The organism is Helicobacter heilmannii, assembly GCF_001283065.1.
GTDB classification, from domain to species: Bacteria; Campylobacterota; Campylobacteria; order Campylobacterales; family Helicobacteraceae; genus Helicobacter; species Helicobacter heilmannii.
The window spans coordinates 402,813-422,484 of record NZ_CDMK01000001.1; the positions used below are offsets into that span (position 1 = coordinate 402,813).

The 19,672-nt window shown below is 48.1% G+C and carries 15 protein-coding genes and 4 tRNA genes; 12 read left to right on the forward strand and 7 right to left on the reverse strand.

The features are described from left to right. Window positions 1-785 precede the first annotated feature (785 nt). The 3 genes from AOG36_RS01990 (at window position 786) to AOG36_RS02000 (ending at window position 5,290) form a co-directional block, all read left to right on the forward strand. Complete coding sequence (locus tag AOG36_RS01990) at window positions 786-1,817, forward strand: hypothetical protein (RefSeq protein ID WP_015106129.1); 1,032 nt, start codon at window positions 786-788, stop codon at window positions 1,815-1,817. A gap of 69 nt (window positions 1,818-1,886) precedes the next feature. Next, complete coding sequence (locus AOG36_RS01995) at window positions 1,887-2,894, forward strand: hypothetical protein (RefSeq protein ID WP_015106130.1); 1,008 nt, start codon at window positions 1,887-1,889, stop codon at window positions 2,892-2,894. Between the two features lie 5 nt (window positions 2,895-2,899). Continuing rightward, window positions 2,900-5,290 (forward strand): AAA family ATPase, encoded by a 2,391-nt coding sequence (locus AOG36_RS02000; RefSeq protein ID WP_015106131.1) that lies wholly within the window; start codon window positions 2,900-2,902, stop codon window positions 5,288-5,290. Here AOG36_RS02000 and putP read toward each other — a convergent pair. The 6 genes from putP to AOG36_RS02030 all read right to left on the reverse strand — a co-directional run bounded on the left by putP (window position 5,287) and on the right by AOG36_RS02030 (window position 10,884). Beyond that, entirely contained in the window at window positions 5,287-6,765 is a 1,479-nt protein-coding gene (gene putP / locus AOG36_RS02005) for a sodium/proline symporter PutP (protein ID WP_015106132.1), read from the reverse strand. The genes AOG36_RS02000 and putP overlap by 4 nt on opposite strands. 94 nt (window positions 6,766-6,859) lie before the next feature. Then, on the reverse strand, window positions 6,860-10,405 hold the full coding sequence (locus tag AOG36_RS02010; RefSeq protein WP_015106133.1) for a proline dehydrogenase family protein: 3,546 nt from the start codon (window positions 10,403-10,405) through the stop codon (window positions 6,860-6,862). 118 nt (window positions 10,406-10,523) lie between these two features. Beyond that, window positions 10,524-10,600: transfer RNA gene (locus tag AOG36_RS02015), tRNA-Arg, on the reverse strand. A 1-nt stretch (window position 10,601) separates the two neighbouring features. Then, a tRNA-Arg gene (locus AOG36_RS02020) sits at window positions 10,602-10,678 on the reverse strand. A gap of 35 nt (window positions 10,679-10,713) precedes the next feature. Next, window positions 10,714-10,790: transfer RNA gene (locus tag AOG36_RS02025), tRNA-His, on the reverse strand. Window positions 10,791-10,806: 16 nt separating this feature from the next. Continuing rightward, window positions 10,807-10,884: transfer RNA gene (locus AOG36_RS02030), tRNA-Pro, on the reverse strand. A gap of 182 nt (window positions 10,885-11,066) precedes the next feature. Here AOG36_RS02030 and AOG36_RS02035 point away from each other — a divergent pair. The 9 genes from AOG36_RS02035 (at window position 11,067) to AOG36_RS02075 (ending at window position 18,864) form a co-directional block, all read left to right on the forward strand. Then, window positions 11,067-11,681 (forward strand): XRE family transcriptional regulator, encoded by a 615-nt coding sequence (locus tag AOG36_RS02035; protein WP_015106134.1) that lies wholly within the window; start codon window positions 11,067-11,069, stop codon window positions 11,679-11,681. A 95-nt stretch (window positions 11,682-11,776) separates the two neighbouring features. Then, the gene (locus AOG36_RS02040; RefSeq protein ID WP_015106135.1) at window positions 11,777-12,379 is read left to right on the forward strand and encodes a cytochrome c3 family protein; all 603 of its coding nucleotides are present in this window, start codon (window positions 11,777-11,779) and stop codon (window positions 12,377-12,379) included. Between the two features lie 38 nt (window positions 12,380-12,417). Beyond that, window positions 12,418-13,791 (forward strand): multiheme c-type cytochrome, encoded by a 1,374-nt coding sequence (locus tag AOG36_RS02045; RefSeq protein ID WP_053825411.1) that lies wholly within the window; start codon window positions 12,418-12,420, stop codon window positions 13,789-13,791. Then, entirely contained in the window at window positions 13,781-14,569 is a 789-nt protein-coding gene (locus tag AOG36_RS02050; protein WP_015106137.1) for an NAD+ synthase, read from the forward strand. The genes AOG36_RS02045 and AOG36_RS02050 overlap by 11 nt, the downstream gene beginning before the upstream one ends. Further along, complete coding sequence (locus AOG36_RS02055; RefSeq protein ID WP_053825412.1) at window positions 14,566-15,471, forward strand: tetraacyldisaccharide 4'-kinase; 906 nt, start codon at window positions 14,566-14,568, stop codon at window positions 15,469-15,471. Before AOG36_RS02050 ends, AOG36_RS02055 begins: the two co-directional genes overlap by 4 nt. 44 nt (window positions 15,472-15,515) lie before the next feature. Beyond that, window positions 15,516-16,094, forward strand: coding sequence for a TerD family protein (locus AOG36_RS02060; RefSeq protein ID WP_015106139.1), 579 nt, complete (start codon window positions 15,516-15,518; stop codon window positions 16,092-16,094). A gap of 9 nt (window positions 16,095-16,103) precedes the next feature. Beyond that, the gene (locus tag AOG36_RS02065; RefSeq protein WP_015106140.1) at window positions 16,104-16,706 is read left to right on the forward strand and encodes a TerD family protein; all 603 of its coding nucleotides are present in this window, start codon (window positions 16,104-16,106) and stop codon (window positions 16,704-16,706) included. Then, on the forward strand, window positions 16,703-17,875 hold the full coding sequence (locus AOG36_RS02070; RefSeq protein WP_053825413.1) for an HD domain-containing protein: 1,173 nt from the start codon (window positions 16,703-16,705) through the stop codon (window positions 17,873-17,875). Before AOG36_RS02065 ends, AOG36_RS02070 begins: the two co-directional genes overlap by 4 nt. Before the next feature lie 44 nt (window positions 17,876-17,919). After that, window positions 17,920-18,864, forward strand: a complete 945-nt coding sequence (locus AOG36_RS02075; protein ID WP_053825547.1) for a coiled-coil domain-containing protein — start codon at window positions 17,920-17,922, stop codon at window positions 18,862-18,864. Here the strand turns inward: AOG36_RS02075 and AOG36_RS02080 are convergent. Then, window positions 18,861-19,625 (reverse strand): hypothetical protein, encoded by a 765-nt coding sequence (locus AOG36_RS02080; protein WP_015106143.1) that lies wholly within the window; start codon window positions 19,623-19,625, stop codon window positions 18,861-18,863. The two genes, AOG36_RS02075 and AOG36_RS02080, sit on opposite strands and share 4 nt — an antisense overlap. Window positions 19,626-19,672 lie beyond the last annotated feature (47 nt).

A 19,672-nucleotide genomic window follows, 5' to 3' on the forward strand; every position in this document is an offset into this window, starting at 1 on the left:
CGGTACTTGTGCGCTATCGGTGTAGTAGTAGTATTTAGGGTTGGAGAGTGGTCTCCCCGGCTTCAGCCCGGATTTCCCGTGTCCTGGCCTACTCTGGATCCGGCTATCTAGGGTTTTCCTTTCGCATACAGGGCTATCACCTTCTATGGCTTGTCTTTCCAAACAACTTTGCTAGAAAAACCCCTTGAATGTTGCCGTCCTCAACCCCGAGTGCAAGCACCCGGTTTGCCCTCTTCCCCTTTCGCTCGCCACTACTGAGGGAATCTCACTTGATTTCTTTTCCTCTAGCTACTGAGATGTTTCACTTCGCTAGGTTCGCTCTCTATAAATAGAGTAATCCACATTGCTGTGGATTGGGTTGCCCCATTCGGACACCTACGGATCAATGCTTCTTGACAGCTCCCCGTAGCTTATCGCAGTCTAGTGCGTCCTTCATCGCCTCTACTACCCAAGGCATCCACCATCCACTCTTAATATCTTGCTTGCCACTCTAGCATATCCGCATAGAGCGTTGCATAAGAGCCACACCGCCTTATTGAGTATAATTCTTTTGGCTTTGTAGTTTTTACCTTTACATAGGCTATTGACAATAAAAAGTCAAATAACACGCTTTTAAGATTGATGCCTTAGAAAAAAGTTTTCACCTTTTCAATGTAAGCTTTCTTAGAAGCAAAACGCAATTTTAGCGATTTTAAGCTTAAGTGGGGCTTAAATGTTGGGGATTTTTGGGGGGTGGCAACGGATTTAAAAAAATTCGATTTAATAGAGCAAGTTAAAGGGGTCGCATGCACTATATTTTGATTTGGCTATGTGTGGAAGTGGGGTTGTTCTTAGCAATTGTGGCATTCCATGTGGTCTTTGCGATCTTGAAAGCCATCTTTCTTACCATCGCAACCAAAAAACCCAAGCCACAGCCCAAATCTACTGATGGTAAAATCACGCTCCAAGATTTAGAAGAATCGAAGAAGGGCGATTTGAGCGATGTCAAGCAAGAATCACAGGATATAGAGGTGGACACACAAACAACAAAGACAGACATAGAAAACACCACCCCACCAAAACAGGAGAAAGCCATGTCTAAAGCCCCAACAAAGGAGACTCCCATGCTAGAAGCTTCTAAAAACATGGGAATTTATGAGCTAAAACGCTTTTTATTGTTGCAAGGCAGAGACGATTTAGCACAATGGGCACCCAAACAGGCGTACCTCAATTTTGGCTGGCTCGTCTTAGACGGGTTGTTCCAATACGATCGTTTTGCGTGGGAGCAAATCGCTAATCAAGTGTTTTGCCACAAAGAGCAAAGCCAAACCCATTACTTTTTTGCAGGCATTCACGCCCAAAGGAGGAACGATTGCTCCCGCTTTGGTTTTTATGGCATGTATGAAATTGCACACTTCCTGGTGGGTTTATGTACCCCTTTTGCCTCTTACGATCCCTATTATTTAGAGTGCCAGCGCGCCCTTAAAAAAGACCTTGAAGGCTTAGAGGAAGAGGAGAGGGTGGAACTCTTGCAGGGCGAACACCCCGAGGATTATGCCGCACACCAAGCCTTAGAAAAATGGAAGTATCATTTTAAAAACATGCTCATCTCGCGTTTGGAGCGTGCTGCTACCCACTTCCAAATCCACGAACAAGTCTTTTCAATTTTTCCCCCATGCATCGCCCAAGCCTTAGAAACGCATCGTGAAGGAAATTTCTATCGTTTTCAAATCACCGACACCTCTTTAGAAACAATCCAATTTGACCCCGAGATTTTGCGCGCACACCTCCTTAAATCTCTCAAATCATTCCAAGAACACCTAGAGGAATGCGCCTAAAACCTAGCCCCGCCCTTAAAAAACCTCCTCCTCACCCATGAAATACGGCAACAACTCGCCAAGCTTTGCTTGGCGCAACATTGCGGTCTCATCACACCCGAATACACCAAACATTTCAAACTCCACGACCCCGAAGATTCCGAGGCGATTCAAGCAGTTGCTAAACAATTCATTGAAGAGAATCTACCCAGTTTTAAAGATAAAATTAAAATCTCTGAAGAGAATGCATACTTTACTTTGTGGCGTTTCTTCGTGGAGGGGCAAAAGCACTACTACATGGAGCAGGCATTATGGGTGTGGGTCTACCAACGCTTGCTAGAGATTTTTAACGGCTCTTTAGAAACAAGGCAGGTGCGCGCCCAACTCTTAGTCCGCTTAAGCCCAGAGCAAGCCCAAGAATTTACACAGGCTTTTAGTAAAAATATTGAGGAGAAACAAAACACAGCCTTGTGGTGTCTCATCTGCCACTTGTCCTTCCCGCTTGCCCTTTTTCAACACGAGAAGCAGCTCATCATCGCCAAGAACCCCGCTTTTAACCCCGCTGTGTTTCTAAGAGAGAGTGCGCATAACAACGATATTTTGCGTATTTTATTCTTTTTTGGAAGGGTGTTGAAAGAAGAGGACATAAGCGACCTGCTCCAAACTAACAGCGATCACATCCCCGCCTACACCTCTAAAGGGAGCACAGAAGCCAAACCCACAGAAAATAAGGCTACAATCACAGGCAAAACAAGGGAGTTAGAAATCCACGCGTATAAGGGGGTTTATATGGATCGTTTTAAAACACCCATGGACTTTTACGATCTCAGGGCGTATTTAATTAAGCACAAAGCAGGCTGTCTTTCATGGATCGCTGAAAAAGCATATCAAAACTTTGGCTGGGTGGTCTTGGATCACTTCCACCAAGCCCAAGGCGCGCACATCGCATGGGGGGACATTACAGACGATCAAATTTATAAGGGCAAATTTATAAGGGCAAAGAAGTCCATTACTTCTTTGCGGGCATTTGCGCCCAAAGGCAGGCCGCCCAAAACCCCATTAGTTTTAAAGACAAGACAGAAGTCTTCATCTTTCTAGTAGAGTTGTTTAAGCCCTATGCCCTCCAAGACCCAAACCATGTCTATCATCTCAAAAAAGCCCACGACAATTTGCAAAGCGTGGATATCCCTACTAAGCGTTTTGGCAGGCGTTTATATTTAGAGATTGTCAAAATATGGGAGGTAGAGTTTGCCACGACACTAGAAAAGATTTTGCAAAGCCAAGAAGATTTGTTTGGCAACCCCATGTGTGTAAAACTCCCTTTAAAAGACTTACCCTTTTTGCCTAAAGAAGCCGCCCTAGCCTTAGAGAAATACCGCCAAGGCGATGTCTATGTTTTTAAAGAAACATACAAAAGCCCCAAGGATTTGCCCCCCTTTGATCGCCAAATCTTACGCAGTGTTTTAAACCAAGCCTTGAAGTTGTGGCAAGGGAGTTTAGCCGGCATGGCCGATCGTTTGGTACGCCCTGAGAGAGAGCCCACACTAAAACGCAAGGCGCGCAAACAGCTGGCTAAAATTTGTCTTAAAAAATTTTATGGGGTGCTGCCCCTTGAGCGTTTTACAGAGTTTAGGCTAGACACCCCCCTCAAAAACAGCCCCTTAGAACAACACGCCTTTATGTGTCAAGGGCAAAAACACTACTACATAGACAGTGCCTTGTGGTTATGGACGGCTGCGCGTTTATTGCAAATTTTTAACGGCTCTGTAGAAAGTCGGGGCATCGAAGAAGAGTTATTGAGCCGTTTAAGCCCCAAGCAAGCCGAAGATTTTACATTAGCCTTTGGCAACGATCCCATTAAGTGTTTAAAAGGCTCTGTTTCATGGGATCTCATCTCCCATTTGCACTTGCCCCTTAGTGTGTTTAAAGATCAAGATCATTTAATCATCGCCCCCAACCCCAACTTTAAACCAAATGTCTTTTTAGACAAAAAACCACATGATAGAGAAATGGTACGCCTGCTTTATAGTTTTAATAGCCTAAGCCCCCAAGAGAAACAAGACGAATTAACTAATTTACGCCATTTAATCCCCGATTACGCCTTGCGCCATAAGCTCCCTATCATCCCCGAAATTTTAAGAGCAGAGTTTATCAAATGGTGCAATGACGGCCTAGACGAAGACACAGAGGTTTTATTTTTTGACGATAGAGAGGAATTTCTTAAAATAATCCTTGACATGCAAGAGCAGTTTTTAACGAAAAACTTGATTCCCAGCACGCCAAAAATTTTAAGTCCAGAAGAAGCCAAGGAAGCCAAAGAAAAAGCCCTTCAAGCCGAAATCAAGCAAGCTAAACAAGCCTTAGAAAAAGACTTTGCGAAGTGGTATGACAACAACATAGACGAGAACACCGAAGCCCTGTTTTTTGACAATAGAATCAAATTTTTTCAAAAAATGCTTCAAATGCAATGGCAATTCATCCACAAAAAAGCAAACCCCCAAACAAGCTTAAAACAAACCCCAACCCCAAGCAAATACTCCCCCAAGGCGATTAAGGCGTATTTAGATCAATTTGTCATCGGGCAAGAAAACGCCAAAAAGGGCATGAGTTTGGTTTTTAGCGACCACTACAAGCGCATCAATGGGCAATCTACTCTAGAAAAGGCGAATGCCATTTGTATCGGACCCTCGGGCAGTGGCAAGACCTACTTAATTGAAATGGCGACCAAGTATCTAGACATCCCCTATTGCATCGCTAATGCCGCCGCCTTCACTCCCACCGGCTACATCGGCAATGAAACCAACCAAATGTTTGCCACACTCTACGCCAATGCAGACAATGACAGAGAGAAAGCCGAGCAAGGGGTGCTAGTTTTAGACGAAGTGGATAAGCTCGGGCAGGGCAGCTGGCATGACAAAGAATGGCGCCAGGGGGTGCAAAACGAACTTTTAAAAGTCATTGAAAAGGGCTTTGTATCCTTTGACTATGGAGATAGAGCCACGGGGCAGAAAATCACCCTTAAAACCGAAAACATGCTTTTCATCATCTTGGGGCATTTTGAAAAGTTATGGCACAACAACGCACCCAAAGAACCCGACAATGTACTCTTTGGCAAAGTCCCCCAAATCCCCCACTTCACCAGTGAAGATTTAATCGAATGCGGCATGAAGCGGGAGTTTTTACGCCGTTTTGCCGTGCGGGTTGTCTTTGATCCAGTGGATGTAGACATGCTCACCGAGCTTTTAGATCGGCGTTTAAAGCCCTTTGAGGAAGAATTTAAAGCCTATGGGAGCGTGTTAGAATTTAGCCAAAACGCCAAACGGGCGTTGGTGGAGAGCGCGCTACATGAGGGCATTGGCATGAGTGGCTTGGATCAAAAACTACATGAAATTTTAATGCCCCTGCGCTTTGACTTGGAAGAGTACACGGGGTTTAAATGCATCATCACCCAAAGCACGCTTAGAAGCGGGCGGGTGCGCAAAACCGAGCTTTAATCAACCCTGCGTACTTCCTTCATAACTAAGTCAAAGGCATCTTTGGTGCCCGGACGCACGGAGCCAAGTAAACTAAAGATAATGATTGCTAAAGAACTGGTGATGAAGCCGGGCACGATTTCATAAATGTCTAAAATACTTCGACCAAACTTGTCATATAAAATCACAGTGCCCGCTCCAAAGACCATCCCTGTGATCGCCCCAAGTCTAGTCATGCGCGCCCAAAAGAGGGAGAATAAAATCACGGTGCCAAAGCTTGCTCCAAAGCCTGCCCACGCATAGGACACGATTTTAAGCACGCTGGCATCGCGGTCGGTGGAGATAAAAAAAGCAATGAGTGCCACTGCCAACACCGAAGCCCGGCTCACCAACATCACCGTTTTAACTGGGGCATTTTTGTTGAAAATCTTGGAGTAAAAATCCTCGGCGATGGTGGAAGAACTCACTAAAAGTTGTGAGCTGGCAGTACTCATTACGGCAGCCAAGATCGCGCTCAGCAGAACCCCACTGATCCATGGATTGAAGAGATCTGCGCTCATGTGGATAAAGATTTTTTCAGGGTCGGCTAGATTTAAGTGGAACTTTGCCACATACGCCACACCAAGTAAGCCGATCAAACACGAGCCAACTAAGCTGATCGCCATCCACGAAATACCCACGGTGGTGGCCTGCGGAATCTCTTTAATGGAGCGAATGGACATGAAGCGCACGAGAATGTGCGGCTGCCCAAAGTAGCCAAGCCCCCACGCCAAACTAGAGATCACCGCCACCACCGAGCTGCCCTCAAGGAAAATTAAATTGCTAGGCTTGACTTGGGAAATGAGGCTAAAACTCTCTTTAAATCCGCCCAAGTGATAGAGCATCATGCAAGGCACCGCCACCAACGCTCCCATCATCAAGAGCCCTTGGATCAAGTCCGTCCAACACACCGCCTTGTAGCCACCCAAAAAGGTGTAAGTAACGATGATTAAAGTCCCCGTGATGAGCGCGTGGTTATACTTCACCCCAAAGGTCGCCTCAAAAAGCTTTGCCCCACTCACCAGGCCTGAGGACACATAAAAGGTAAAGAAAATTAAAATCACCACCGCCGAGATCAAGCGTAAAATGTGCTTATCGTCGCTAAAACGGGTTTCAAAGTAATCGGGGATGGTGATGGAGTTGTCGATCACGCTGGTGTACACCCGCAAGCGTTTTGCCACCAAAACCCAGTTGATCGTAGACCCGATGGTTAAACCGATGGCGATGTGGCTGTTAATGAGTCCGCCCACATACAGCGCACCGGGCAAACCCATTAAAAGCCATCCACTCATATCGCTTGCCCCCGCACTAAGGGCACTCACCACAGGCCCCATCGAGCGATCACCTAAAAAATAATCCTCTGTCGTTTCATTGTTCTTGTAAAAATAAAACCCAATGGCGAGCATTAATAATGAGTAAAGAACAAAAACAATCACAATCTGGTAACTAATTTGCATGGATCTCCCTGATTTTTTTAAGTCCCTGCATTTCAACTGTCACAAAAGCAAAAAAAATCAAAATTACAACCGCCAAATCCCCCAATCTTGGCCTTTATTCTGCGTGTGCCTTAGTTTTAAGCCCCCTTGCACCCAAATTTCCGTAGCGGTGGTAGGAAATGCTGATGGACTTTTCTAAATGGTAGTTTAAGAGCTCAAAGCGCCCACAGCACAGAGCCTTAGCATTTGCCACCACAATCCCTAAAGCCCCGCTGGCTTCATAAAGCGCATCCAACTCTTGGCTAAAGTAGCGCACCCGCCCAAAATTGCCAAGTTTTTGGCTAAACTCCTCTAAACTCTCGTAAACAATGGTGGGGTTGAAGTGGTGTTTTAGATAGTCCACGCACTCTAATAAGAGCGGGGTGTGGGGGTTGTCGCTCTTGCTAACGAGGCTAATGGTGAGCGGGATTTGGCACACAGCCGCAGCCATCAGCACGCTGAAAATGTCAATGAGACTATCCTCAGCACGCATGCGGTAGCCAATGCTAGACACCTTAGTGTAGGTGAACCAATTTTCCTCACCGCGGATTTGCACAAAGTCTTTTTTTTGGCTGAACTCGGTGGCGTGGTAGTGGGCGTAGTTGCGTGCCATTTGCACAACCTCTTTGAGTGTGTCGCTATGGTGTTGGTTGAAAGACTCTAGGGCTTGGATGAAGGGCGTATTCCCTCTGTGGGTGTTCTCTGTAGGGATTTCCTCGATATGGACAAATTGTGTGATGTAGTTGTAAATCCCCACCTTGCGCCCTAGACCCACCGCCGATTTTTTGATCCCGCCAAAGGGCTGGCGCAAGACAATTGCCCCTGTGGTGGGTTTGTTGATGTAGAGATTGCCCACTTCAATGTTGTTAATGTAATACTCCCACTCGCGCTCATCTAAAGACTCCAAAGCCCCCGTGAGGCCATAGCCCGTAGCATTAGCGATCTCTACGGCCTCTTTTAAGTCTTTGGCTTTCATCACAGACAAATAAGGCACAAACAACTCGGTCATGTGCGTGTAGTCGCCCTTTCTAGTCCCGTACTTGATACAGGGCTTCATTAAATAGGCGTTTTCATTCAAAAATTCTGGTTTAATCGCCCACTCCTCATGGGACTCGATGTTGTTGAGTGCCTTTTGCACCTTGGGGCTGGGCGTGTCGGCGAGTGTCCCGATTTTATTCCATAACACCAAAGGATCACCCACGCTTAGGGACTGGGTTGCATCCACAAGAGTGCGTTTAAACTCAGGGTCGTTATAGACTTCCTCTTCTAAAATCAAGAGCGAAGTTGCCGAGCATTTTTGCCCAGAATTGCTAAAGGCCGAATGCACGACATTGCGGATCGCCTGATCTCTATCTGCCATTTTGGTAACAATAGTGGCGTTCTTGCCTCCCGTCTCGGCACTGAGTGCCAAAGTAGGGCTGGCTTCTAGCATGCGTTGCGCCGTATCCTCTGAGCCGGTGAGCACCGAAAATTTAATGTCCGGGCTTTTTAAAAGGAATTTGCTGACATCCTCACCTTTGCAGGGCAAGTAAATTAAGGCATCGCGTGGCACGCCCGCATCCCAAAAACATTCACACAAGCGGTAACCCACCACTGCGCTAAGGCTAGAGGGCTTATAGATCACGCTATTGCCCGCTGCTAAAGGGGCGGCGATCGTGCCTACGGAAATGCCGATGGGGAAGTTCCAGGGGGCGATCACCACGCCCACACCTTTAGGCTTAAAGCGCACTTCGGGGTGCTGTTCTAAAAGTTTTTGTAGGCTGTGGGGGTAAAACTCCAAAAAGTCAATTGCCTCGCTCACCTCAGCATCGCTTTCCATAAAGGTCTTGCCCACTTCAAGCGCACTAAGCCCGATCAAATCCCCCCGTCTGTCTCTAAAGTTCTGCGCCACCTTGCTTAAAATGGCGTGGATTTGGTTAAAGCTTTGATGTCCAAAGGTGCTCGCCTTGGCCGACTCTAGGGCTTGTTGCATCACCGCTTCGTTGGCTTGGGCAATGGTGGCGATTTTTTGGTGGGCAATTTTGTCAAAGACTTGCAAAGTTTTACAGCCCTCTTTGTCGTAATCGCGCCCGATCACAGGGAAGAGCTCCACAATGGCAGCGTTCTTGGTCTTGTCGACAATTTGATCCGCCCATGCGCGGTTTGCCCGCAAAATAAAATCTGTGTCGCTTTCGTTTTTAAAGGGGTGGTTGGGGTAGGTGCTTTGCGCGGGCTGGTGGGTGTTGCGATCCTGGGTGCGTCTAGGGCTGTTGTCTATACTTTCAATACCCGCAATGCTTCTTAAAAAGCGCTCCTCTTGATCCTTCCACGCAGGCGAGTCCACCTTAAGGTTAAAAAACGCCTTCATAAAGTTGTCTGCGGCCGTGTTTTCATCGAGGCGGCGCACCAAATAGGCGATGGCGTTGTTGAAGTGTTTTTCATCACACACGGGGGCGTATAAGATGAGTTTATGCATTTCTTTGAGCTCAAAGCTGGCTTGCAAGCTCATGCCCTCTAGCATTTCAAAGGTGAAGTGCTCCAAAGCTACAGGGTCGTTTAGGGTGTGGATGCGGGTGTAAGCGTAGGCGATCTCAAAGAGATTGTGCGAAGCGATCCCGATGTGGATGTATTTGTAATTTTCGTCGCTAAGCACATAATCTAACATTTTATTGTAGTTGGAGTCGGTGTCTTGCTTGCTGCTAAAGGTAGGTAGCGACCACCCGCGCACGGATGCAATCGTTTCCTCGCTCTCCATGTTTGCGCCCTTAACAAAGCGGATCTTAATGGGGGGCAAATTGCTTAGCACCCGTTCTTTAGAAAACGCCACCAACTCTTTGAGGTACTCATAAGACTCAGGGATATAAGCTTGCAACACAATACCCGCCCTTATAGGGAATTTAGAGATGGACTCTTTAAACGCTGCCACTGTGAGCTCTAAATCCTTATACTCCTCCATGTCTAGGTTGATGAATTTACCCATGCCTTGTTTTTCTTCTTCTTCCAGCGCGAGACCATAGAGTTTGTCCAGTCTTTTCACGATCTCTTCTTTGGACTGCTCGAAGTCTAGGATATTAATTTGGGAGAAAATAGTGGTGATCTTGATAGAAATGTATTCAATATAGCTAGACTTGATCGCCTCCTCGTATTTGTGCATGCGGTAAGACGCTTCCGATTCGCCTAGCACCTCCTCCCCGATTAAATTGATGTTGAGTGTGATTTGGGCTTGCTGGCGTTTTTCAATCTTGTCTTTCAAACTGTCGCTGCTCTCATCAAGCACCAAACTTTGGGTGTCTTGGCGGATCTTACGCACAAAGAAAGGCACACTCACAGAAGGTGCTAATTTGCCCACGCTTAAAAAACCAAAAAGCAGGAACTTTTCAAAACCGCTAAAAAAGTCGGCAATGCCGTATTTTTTCAGCGTGTGCTCGATCAAATTAAAACGGGCATGGTTGTCTTGGCAACGAAAAGAGCGATCTAAAAGCTCGATCAACATCACCTTATTTTCTGCGTTGGCCAAGAGCTTTTGCATCTTGTCGTGGAACGAGCGTTCTTCTAGGCTCAAGTGGTCGCTGATTTTGCTTTGCAAGGTGCGGGCTAGGGTTAGACTGGAGTGGATCACTTCCTTATCTGGTTGGGCTGGCATGCAAGTCCCCTTTCCATGAAAAACTTAAAATAAGCCCGCAGTATAGAGCAATAAAGTTAATAAAATGAGACTGGTGAGCCAAAACTAAGGTAAGTAAAGCGTAAAAAAAGGACAAGAGTGGTGCGCTTGACAGGACTTGAACCTGTGGCCTACGGCTTAGAAGGCCGTTGCTCTATCCAGCTGAGCTACAAGCGCATGGTACGCTTGAAGGGAGTCGAACCCCTAACCCCCAGATCCGAAGTCTGGTGCTCTATCCAATTGAGCTACAAGCGCCTAAACCGATGCAGTAAAATAAAGTAATGGGGAAATGGGGTGGGTGATGGGGCTTGAACCCACGACCCCCAGGACCACAATCTGGTGCTCTAACCAACTGAGCTACACCCACCATAAAAAACTTTCGCTGGTCGGGGCGAAAGGATTCGAACCTTCGACCCCTTGGTCCCAAACCAAGTGCGCTAACCAGGCTGCGCTACGCCCCGCTACTTCATAAAAGCGAATATTTTAGCTGAATTTATATTAATTGTCAAGGTGTGCCAAAATGGGGTGGGCACCCTATCAAAGCCCCAAAAAGCTGGTTTAGCCATATCTTACCTAAATTATGGTATATAGACCCCCCGTAAAAGTCATTTATGGGATTTAAAATCCAAAAAAAGGAGCTTGGATGCTAAAAGAAAAACTAAAACAGCTAAGAAACGCTAATAACTTGACCCAAGAAGAACTGGCACTCAAATGCGGCGTGAGTTTGCAGAGCATCAAGCGCTACGAGAGCGAGCAAAAGAGCAACATCACCCTAGACACCCTAGAAAAGCTTGCCAGTGCTTTAAACACCGATCTGCACTTTTTCACTTCAACACACCAAGAAATGGAAGACATCATTATGGTGCCTTATCTTAAAGACATTAAGGTGAGCGTGAATAAAGACTCCTATAACGCCGAAACCATGACCTTTTTGCCCCAAAGCAAGTCGTTCTTGGTCCGGCGTTTTGGACTCTCTTCCACCGAGCATTTGGGATTTGTGCAGGCGGTGGGCAACTCTATGGAGCCACGCATTAAAGAAAACGATCTCTTACTCTTTCAAAGCGATGGAACGCGCTATGAGGGGGCAGTGTATGTGGTGAATTTGGGCGGGGAGTACTACATCCGCCGTTTAAGCAAACGGCCCGAGGTCTATTTGCTCAGCGACAACCCCGTGTATAAACCCATTGTGGTGGATAACCTAGACGAGCTCACGATTTTAGGGCGTGTTGTGGGCGTGTTACATACCTTTAATATTTAATATTATCTAGAGAAGGTGGGATTTGTTAACTTTTTTATGCCATTATAAAAGGGAGATTAGACTTAAAAACAGATCAATTTATTAAGCGGGTCGTGATGGGTTTTTTGCGTGCGTTGCGAGAAAAGCGTTTCTTTTTGTTTTGGCTCTTTTGCGGGGGGTGTGTGTTGGGCGTGGTGCTGACGGTCTTTACTGTGCAAGCAGTGGAGTGGACGGGGGACGATAAATTTTGTGGCATGTGCCACATCATGACTCCAGAGTTGGACGCCTACCATTTAGACAAGCACGGGGGCCATAACCATGTGGGGATGAAGGCCGAATGCGTGGATTGCCACCTACCCCACGATAATATCATCCATTATTTCGTGGAAAAGACCTTGCTTGGAATGGAAGATGTTTATGGCAACACCATGAAAAACCCCCGCAAATTCGACTGGGAGATGAACCGCCGCGAAGCAAAAAACTATGTTTTTGACTCCGGTTGCTTGCGTTGCCACACTGATTTAAGAGAGGCCACACAATCGAACATGAAGGCCTTCTTGCCTCACAGAGACTACTTTGAAAAATTGACCAAAAAGCACTGCGTGGAGTGCCACTTAGACGAGGTGGGGCATAAGAATCTGAGTATCCATCTTAAGAAATTTTTAAAAGAAGACTACAAACCAACCGTGCGTGCCTTGATCGGCACGATCCAAAAATGAAGGAGCGAAGATGTTGATTTTACTTGAAGGAGAAAAGCATGCGTGTTAGCTTGGCTGGATTCTTGGCCTTTGTGTTGTGTTTAGGGTGGCTTAGCGCACACCCGCCCAAGGGAGGGACGAGCGTAGACAATGCGATGGACACACAACTGCCCTTAAAGACCTTTAGGGGTATGCAAGCCGAGGCAAAGGGCTGTATTGAGTGCCACGCCAAGAAAAATCCGGGGATCGTGGCCGACTGGAAAATGAGCCAACACGCCCACGCAGGGGTGAGCTGTATCGATTGCCACGGCGTTACCAAAGACAGCCCCATGCTCACCATGGATGGGCATGAAGGCTCTAAGGTGCCCATCTCTGTGTTGGTGTCCACCAACACCTGCGCTAAGTGCCACGAAAAGGAAGTGACCGAGTTTCGCCACAGCGGGCATGTGAGAGGTGCTGTGCAAATTTGGGCTAAGGCAAACATGCGCGATTTGATGGTGATGGTGGAGGGTAGAAACCACCCCGATTTGAAACACGCCCCCGCAGCTACGGGCTGTCAACAATGCCACGGCTCCATCATCCAACTGAATAAAAACCACCGCCCCACTCCCGAAACTTGGCCTACCTATGGTATTGGCACTGCTTTTCCCGATGGCTCCGTGGGCAATTGTGCCAGCTGCCACAGTGCGCATAAATTTAGTCTAGAAGAAGCACGAAAACCCGCCGCGTGTGCGAGTTGCCACCTAGGCCCAGATCATCCCGACATTGAGATTTACAACAACTCCATGCACGGGCACATCTTCAACGCTGAGGGGGCAAAATGGAACTTTAATGCAGCCCCTGGCACTTGGAAAGTCCCTGACTTTAGAGCCCCCACTTGTGCCACATGCCATATGAGCGGAAACGCCAAAAGTGCCGTAACCCACAATGTGAGCCGCCGTTTGAAATGGAATTTATTCATGCCCCTTAGCAAACTGCGCACGGGAGGGTATGAAACCGCCAGCGATGATTACAAATATGAAAACAAAATCACCATCGGCAACCCTCTAGCAGGCAACCCTAAAGGCCCTGAGGCCGCCCGTGCGGAAATGGAGGCGGGTTGTGTGGATTGCCACAACAAGCAACACATCGACAACTTCTTTATTATGGCGGATAAAAACATCATGCTCTACAACGAGTATTGGAAAGAAGCGGTGAAAATGAAGGATGAGCTCGCTAAAAAACACCTGCTTGGCAAAGACATGTGGGCAGATGACTTCCAAAACACCATGTACCACATGTGGCACCACGAAGGCCGCCGCATGCGCCAAGGTGGCATCATGGGCGCGCCAGACTACTCTCACTGGCATGGGGTTTTTGAAGTCCAACAAGACATCAGAAAACTGCGCAAAATCTACGCCAAACGCCTCAAAACCAATAAAATTGAGGACTAAGCCCCAAGCCGCCCCCCTAGCGGGGCTAGCCCCCACCGCACTACACACCCTTGTTTGTTTTTTGCAAACCCAAGTTGCCCAAAGGGGCTTTAAGCGGGTGGTTTATGGCCTTAGCGGGGGGGTGGATAGCGCGGTGGTCGCACTCCTGTGCCAAAGGGCGTTTGAAAACAACGCCCACGCCTTGCTCATGTCCTCTCTTAGCACCCCACCAAGCGCGCTAGAACATGCCAAAGAACTTTGCGAACACTTCAACATTGCCTACAGCCAACGCCCCATCGCCCCCCACCACGCCCTTTTTCAAGATAGCCACAAAGACGCAAGCCTGATTAGGCAGGGCAATTTTTGTGCGCGCTTACGCATGGCCACGCTGTATGACTACGCTTTGCAATATCACGCCTTGGTGATTGGCACGAGCAACAAGAGCGAGCGGCTGCTAGGCTATGGCACGATTTTTGGGGATTTGGCATGCGCGATTAACCCCATAGGCGATCTATACAAAAGCCAAATTTACACCCTTGCCCGCCTTTTACAAGTCCCTGAAAATATTCTAAGCAAGCCCCCAAGTGCGGACTTTTACGCCGGGCAAAGCGATGAGGCTGAGCTTGGTTTTAGCTACGTCCAAATCGACCCCCTGCTTTTTGCCATAGAGCAAAACCCGCATTTAGACGCAAAGGGGCTCATTGCCCTAGGCTTTGCCCCCGCTTTGGTTGCAAGCGTGCAGGAGCGCATGGCAAAAAACGCTTTCAAGCTAGAAATGCCCGCAATCTGCGCGTTATGACTTGGCTTGAGCGGTATTTTTACGCCCCCACACTCTGCCAAAAAGCCCTAGCCTACACCCTAAGTCCCCTCTCTTTCATCTATGAGACAATCGCCACCATAAAACGCCAAAGCGCACCCTTTGAAGATTTAAATATTCCCATAATCAGCGTGGGTAATTTAGTCGCCGGGGGTAGTGGCAAAACCCCCTTTATTTTGGCTTTGGTGCAGGTGTTAGCCCCGCTTTATAAAGTGGTGGTGGTGAGCCGGGGATATGGGCGTGCTTCTAGGGGACTTGTGGTGGTGAGCCGGGGGGGCAGGGTGTTGGTCGAGCAAGAGAGAGCCGGCGATGAGGCGTTTTTGATCGCAAGCAAGTTAAACACTTGTGGCGTGGTGGTGAGCGAAAAGCGCAAAGAGGGGGTGCTTGAGGCCAAAAAGATGGGTGCGCAGGTGGTGCTCTTAGACGATGGCTTTCGCTTTAATTTTAAAAAGCTCAACATTGTGCTAAAGCCCGCCTTAAAGCCCTATTTTGACTTTTGTCTGCCCAGTGGCATTTATAGAGAGAGCCCTAAATGCTATGCCCTAGCCGACCTTGTGCTGCAAGAGGGGATTGATTACACGAGACATACACAGCTTTTAAACCCCACTCAGCGTATGCTTTTAGTAACTGCCATTGCCAACCCCACCCGCCTAGACCCCTTTTTGCCCCCCCTTGTAGGTAAGCTCTACTTCAAAGATCACGCCACTTTTGACTTCAAACGCCTTGAATGCGCCTATCAAGAACACAGTGCCACTTCACTGCTTGTTACGGCTAAAGACGCGGTGAAACTTACAAACTGCTCCCTGCCTCTAAGCCTTTTGGATTTGCACCTAGAGATTGCGCCCCAAATCCTAAAGCAAATCTTAGATTATCTCGCCCATTAGCCGAAATTTGCTAGAATGCCTTTTATTTTCATAAAGGAGTGCTTATGTCTGTCAGTTTAGTCAAAGGGGGACGGGTGTCTTTGAGTAAGGAAAAACCCGGCTTGTCTAAAATCGTTGTGGGCTTGGGCTGGGATGTGAATAACACGGACACGGGTGCGGATTTTGACCTAGACGCTTCGGTGTTTTTGACCGCGGGCAATGGCAAAGTGAGCGATGACGCAAACTTTGTGTTTTACAACAACCCTAAAAGCAAGGACGGCGCGGTGGTACATACGGGCGACAACCGCACGGGCGCAGGCGAGGGCGATGACGAGCAAATCAAAGTGGATTTAGCCAAAGTGGATAGCGGGGTGCAAGAAATCCATATCGTGGTTACCATCCACGAGGCAGACACGCGCAAGCAGAACTTCGGCATGGTGCGCCACGCTTTCGTGCGGGTGGTGGATGAGAGCGACAACCAAGAAATCTTGCGCTACGACTTAGAAGAGGATTTTTCAGTAGAAACCGCCTTGATGTTTGGCAGGTTGTATCGCGATGGAGCGGATTGGAAATTTGCTGCTGTAGGCACGGGATTTAAAGAAGGTTTGGCGGGCTTTTGTAAACAATTTGGCGTGAATGTTTAAGGGGCTTAAATGGCGGTTAGTCTAGTCAAGGGGCAGAAAATCTCGCTGAAGAAAGAGAGCGGGGAGAAGCTGAGTGCCTTTTGCGTGGGGGCGAATTGGGGGGCACTCAGTAAAAAAGGCTGGTTTGGCAACACCAAGACGGAAGCCGTGGATTTGGATTTGAGCGTGGGGCTGTTTGCAGACACGAAGTTTGTGGATTGCGTGTATTATGGCAAGCAGGCGGCTAGCGGAATCAAGCACAGCGGGGATGACCGCACGGGCGATGTGGGTGGCGATGACGGGCTAGACAATGAAGTCATTAGCATTGCCTTAGATAGCCTGCAACCGGAAATCACGCAATTGGTCTTTGTGCTCAGTTCCTACACCCACATTAAATTTGATGCGATCCCCTTTGCCAGTATCCGCTTGTATGAGGGCACGCCCAGCCAAGTCAAATCCATTTTTGCCACCTACAACGCCGCCAACGATGCTGCCTTTGCGGGCAAGGAGGCCATGATTTTAGGCAAGCTCTACCTACATAATGGGGAGTGGAAATTTAGCGCAATCGGCGAGCCCACCGCAGACTCCAAACTAGAGGATTTATTGTTAAAATCCGTGCCTAAATATCTATGATAACCCCCCACTTAAACAAGGCGTTGTTAGAGCGGCTCTTTGTGGCCGCCTCTATCCGTCGCTGGAACGACCAGGCCTGCCCCATTGAGTTTAGCGAATTAGACAAACAAGCCCACAAGGCGGTGGTGGTTATCTTGTTGGCTAAACACCATGCGGGCGTGGATTGGGACAAGTTGCTTACTTATTTTTGCTTTGAGTTTTTAAGCCGTGTGGTGCTGACCGACATTAAGCCCCCCATTTACTACAAGCTTTTAGAAAAGCACCGCGCGGATCTGGCCGCCTATGTGTGGGGGGTGCTCTCCCCAGAAGTGCAGGGCTATGGCATTTTTGAGCACCTGCAAGATTATTTTTGTAACCCCCCTAAAGATTTAGAGAGTCAATTACTCAAAGCCGCCCACGACTATGTGTCGGCGTGGGAGTTTGGCTTCATTGAGCGTTTTTACCCCGAGGGCTATGGGGTGCAAGAGATCAAAGCGCATTTAGACAAGTCTTTAAAGGCGCACGCCCCCCTTTTAGAAAAAGTGGCGCATTTAGAGCTCTTGACTTCCATGTTCGGACAGCTGCGTTTTCAAAAGCGTTGGAGCCAAACTCCCCGCGTACCGCCAACCAGCGTGCTAGGGCATGCGCTCTTTGTCGCCTTTTGCGCCTTTTTGCTGAGCTTTGATTTAAAAGCCTGTAAGCAAATGCGCTTAAACCACTTCTTAGGCGGACTGTTACACGACCTGCCCGAAGTGCTGACTAGAGACATAATTTCGCCCATAAAACACGGCGTGAAGGGGCTAGACAGCCACTTAAAAACTCTAGAGGCGGAGGCGATGCAAGAGCACATTTGGCGCTACTTGGATGCCAATTTGGCTAAGGATTTGCGCTACTTCACGGAAAGAGAATTTGACGACCGCTACATAAACCCCACCACAAAAGAAGTGCAAAGTTTAGAGAGCCCCACCGCGCTTTGGGAGGGCTTTAATGAAGACCAATTTAATGGGGTGAGTGGGCGGCTGTTGAAGTTTTGCGACCAGCTAAGTGCCTTTTTAGAAGCCAAAATCTCCATAGCGCATGGCATTAAAAGCGATGTGTTGGTGCATGGTGCAAAGAAAATCCAGCAAAAATGCCAAAGCACTTTTTTACAAGGGGTGCATTTGGGGGCGTTGTTTGGGGAGTTTGCCTGAAGTTTTTATTCTTTTGCCTGTTTGGCTTGTTGCACGCGGCGGCGGTGATCACTTTAGATGTGCAGGCTAACGCTAGGCTAGCCACTTCTAACGCCAATGAGGGTACGATGATTGCCAAAATCCAGGAGCATTTGCACCTCTTTAGCCAGTTGCTTATGCGCGCTAGAGAGCAGGCCGCCACCCTAGAGAGCATGCGCCACACCCTAGAGCAAAGCCAAGCCCTGAGTGAAGCCAACATTGCCCCCCTAGAGCCCATGCGCGCCTATTTAGAACAGGAGTTGCAGCACGCCAAAGAGCAAGAGCAGGAGTTGCAAACACGCCTCAGTGCCTATGAGCACGCCCAAAACGCCCAACTTGCACGCCTAAAACACGCCTGTGCGTGGCTAGATTTTGGCACCGCAACGCTCAAAAGCCCCAATAAACACGCCCAAGAGCTTTTAAACCAGCTCAAAGAGCAAAACCCGCCCCTAGCCCCCAAGCCCTTAAGCGTCCTTCTTTGCCAAAAGATGCAGGCTAGAGAATCCCAAGAGCAGCACCAAGAGCGGCTAAAAAGCATGCAAGAAGCCTTGCTTAGAGGGGATTTTACCCACTATGAAGAGCTGCAGGCGAAGGATTTTCAAGAGCTGGCTAGTTTTAGTGCAAATGCGCCAAAGCTTCCCATCCACGCTCTAGAACAACGCCTAGCAGAATTGCAACATAGGTTTGCTAAAAACCCCCTAGAGCAGCAAATTAAAAGCCTCAATAAAAAACTTGCTACTGATTTAAAGCAGGCCAAAGACACGAACACAAGGGCTAGTGCTTATGCTGCCTACAACCAGCAAGCGCGGGGCTTAGAGCTCAAATTGCTTTTAGAGCTCACGCGGCATTTAGCCTTTTTAAACGAAACGATGGCGATGCAGGTGGGGGTTTTGGCTAAGAGTGCAAACACGCCTTTAAACCCGCCCCTAAACACCCACACCCCCCTAAATGCCTATGGGTTTCCTAACTAGCCCCTTGTGTCTAATAAATTTTCTTCAAAGTTAAAGAGCGGTTCGGGTAGGGTTTTGGCGGTGTAAATTTCTATATGGCTAAAGCCCTTCAGGCTACCTGTTTGTTCCCTTAAAAGGTTTGCCACGCTCTCATATGCCACGCCGAGCGACAGACACACCCCCCCATCTTGCTTGTAAAGCACGCCCTGCAGGGGGCCTAAGTGTGGGTAGAGGGCGTAAAACTCTAGCCTCTCCTTTTGGCCCCCCTTTTTAAACTGCACCAACGATTCCTTATGCCCATCTGTGATGACAAAGCTCGCCACCTCGTGCTGTAAAGATAACAATAGATTGCCAAAGAATAAAAAGTCTTGACGGGTGGGGGCGTGGGTGAAGTGCTGTAAAATCTGCTCGTGGTAGTCTTTAAAGACTTCCTTGCTCTCGTGGCTTAAAAGCTTGTGTAATTCTTGCAAGTCTAGTTTTAGGGGGGCGTTTTTGAGCTCTGCTAGGATGGGCGGTTGGGGGATTAAATTAGAGAGCATGGTCGCGCCCACTGAGCTTTTATGCACCAACGCCCAATAGGTTTTGCCTAAAACAAGGTTCTTTTGGCTCTTGCTCTCGAGCACTTGGTTGCCTAGTTGCAACAGGTATTGATCCGCCCCCTTTTTTTCTAAAACCTTTAAGAGCAGGGGCAGCGTCCCGTTGAAGTTTTGTACCCGCGGGTGGTCTTTTAAGAGGTCTTGGAGCAAGCCGAGTTGTTGGAGTGCATTGATGGGGTTTAACATGGGAGCAATTCTAGCATAAAGCCCTTGTAGGTTAAGTCAGCATTAAA

Coding starts and splice junctions, on each gene's coding strand:
- AOG36_RS02060 (WP_015106139.1), top strand. CDS start 15,516: ATGTCTGTCAGTTTAGTCAAAGGGGGACGGGTGTCTTTGAGTAAGGAA.
- AOG36_RS02035 (WP_015106134.1), top strand. CDS start 11,067: ATGCTAAAAGAAAAACTAAAACAGCTAAGAAACGCTAATAACTTGACC.
- AOG36_RS02055 (WP_053825412.1), top strand. CDS start 14,566: ATGACTTGGCTTGAGCGGTATTTTTACGCCCCCACACTCTGCCAAAAA.
- putP (WP_015106132.1), bottom strand. CDS start 6,765: ATGCAAATTAGTTACCAGATTGTGATTGTTTTTGTTCTTTACTCATTA.
- AOG36_RS02010 (WP_015106133.1), bottom strand. CDS start 10,405: ATGCCAGCCCAACCAGATAAGGAAGTGATCCACTCCAGTCTAACCCTA.
- AOG36_RS02065 (WP_015106140.1), top strand. CDS start 16,104: ATGGCGGTTAGTCTAGTCAAGGGGCAGAAAATCTCGCTGAAGAAAGAG.
- AOG36_RS02045 (WP_053825411.1), top strand. CDS start 12,418: ATGCGTGTTAGCTTGGCTGGATTCTTGGCCTTTGTGTTGTGTTTAGGG.
- AOG36_RS01990 (WP_015106129.1), top strand. CDS start 786: ATGCACTATATTTTGATTTGGCTATGTGTGGAAGTGGGGTTGTTCTTA.
- AOG36_RS02070 (WP_053825413.1), top strand. CDS start 16,703: ATGATAACCCCCCACTTAAACAAGGCGTTGTTAGAGCGGCTCTTTGTG.
- AOG36_RS02080 (WP_015106143.1), bottom strand. CDS start 19,625: ATGTTAAACCCCATCAATGCACTCCAACAACTCGGCTTGCTCCAAGAC.
- AOG36_RS02040 (WP_015106135.1), top strand. CDS start 11,777: ATGGGTTTTTTGCGTGCGTTGCGAGAAAAGCGTTTCTTTTTGTTTTGG.